Genomic DNA, 1,602 nt, shown 5'->3' with positions numbered 1-1,602 from the left:
TCGTCATTCATCGCTTGGCTTCATGTCGCCAACTCAGTTCATGCAAGACTGGCTTACGGCTCAGCGGACAAAGGATACGGCTGCATAACTCGGGGCCTCTGGAAGGCGAAAAACCGAGGGAAGCTCACAACACGGACCAGGACCGCAGGGAGTTTGCTCTTCGGGATGCCGCCCGGGCCATTTTGAAGCGGACAGATGTCTATGGACTCGGCACGGGCTTGCACTTGGCGCACCAACCCGGCAAGGCTAAGGCTCGGTACACGGACACCTTCAGCTCGCGCCCCACGTTGCGAAACCGACCGAATTTCAGCGCTCCTTCGGCGTTCGTCAAGACCCAGCTTGCCGCGGGCGCACCCTATGGCTCCGGTCCTTCGGGATCTGCTGGCTTCGCGTGCAAATTCGTCGACTATGCCATCCGCGAAAGGGGCGCCAGAATCGACAGACCGTCCGCTGTGCTCGGCGCATTCATGTTTCTCTGCTATGACGGAGGGCACTCCTTGAACGAGGTGATGTGGGAGATGAACTTGCTCAAGGGGCGGCCGATAGAGACGCGTATCGACATGGGTATTCGCGGAGAGGTCGTCGATCCGGACCGATTTGTTGGACGCTACGAAGACTTTTTCAGGTCGTTTTCGGGAACGACTCGGGACATGCTGTACGCGGCATCTGACAAAGCCTTCGAGGAAGTCCTTCGCTACGACCGGCAGCAGAGTCGCGAAGTGCGGTTCGGCGATTTTTCGGCGCAATAGCTCGCTATCTCCGGTCTCGGATCGTCTCGATTTCGAGCCGGCAACGTTCGTTTATGTGCACGTTGTTCGGCGCTGTTCGGGAATGCAATACTCACGACCAGCGGGCCGTGGTGCTTCGCATCAAGCATCAACTTCTCGCGTGGATATCGCACCGTGCAGCTTTGTGCACGCAAGCTACGTCATCGGTTCACTTATGGAGAAGGGGTGAAATGATGACGCATGGGATTGGTGCTACCTCAAACGACGAATCGGGTCGGGAATTCTTGACGCCGCGATTGAGGGTATTCGCCATCGGGCCCGCGCATGCGGCACAGCTTTGCGGGTCTTTGTTCAAGGATGATGAAGTTGCAGCCCGGGTACCATGGATGGCGGGAAAGCCTGCCGATGCCGTGGCACATGAATCCCTTCGAATCCAGCTTTTGTGTGCTGCTGGAAGCATGAACGTCTGGGCTATTCAACAGCGTCAGGACAATACGCTTGTCGGAGCGATACTCGAAAGCCCATCGCTTGCTGGCAGCAGCGTTGAGGTCATCCTTGGCAGAGAATATTGGGGGCTCGGAATAGCGGACGAGGCACTGGCGCCAGTTCTCAATTGGATGACGGCCGATTGATTTTCAGCATAAATCAGTTCAATGTCGAGATTACGCATCGATTCCCCTCTCAACCTAATAAACTGAAGTAATCAAAAACACATTAACATTAAACGTAATGCTATCGACGTTGAACGGTAAGCGGTAAGCCATGGGCGTTATAGAGTTCGCGTAAAGGCAATCGCACAATGCCGCCATTGAGTTCGCTCAGGAGGGGCAAGCGATGACGGCCTTCGCAAGAGAAGAATTGGAATCGGTGTGGC

2 protein-coding genes are annotated in these 1,602 nt (G+C 55.7%); both read left to right on the top strand.

The window, feature by feature from the left end; genetic code table 11:
* The coding region (locus GWC77_RS29255) for a hypothetical protein (RefSeq protein WP_217283445.1) at window positions 1-749 on the top strand (749 nt) is incomplete at its 5' end.
* A gap of 209 nt (window positions 750-958) precedes the next feature.
* Window positions 959-1,360: a GNAT family N-acetyltransferase gene (locus GWC77_RS27675; RefSeq protein ID WP_173262662.1), complete on the top strand. Its 402-nt coding sequence runs from the start codon at window positions 959-961 to the stop codon at window positions 1,358-1,360.
* Window positions 1,361-1,602 lie beyond the last annotated feature (242 nt).

The organism is Paraburkholderia sp. NMBU_R16, from assembly GCF_013282575.1.
Taxonomy (GTDB): Bacteria; Pseudomonadota; Gammaproteobacteria; order Burkholderiales; family Burkholderiaceae; genus Trinickia.
This window is presented reverse-complemented; position numbering and strand designations above follow the sequence as displayed.

Excerpts from the sequence above, each read along its gene's own strand:
- GWC77_RS27675 (WP_173262662.1), top strand. The coding sequence starts at position 959 with ATGATGACGCATGGGATTGGTGCTACCTCAAACGACGAATCGGGTCGG.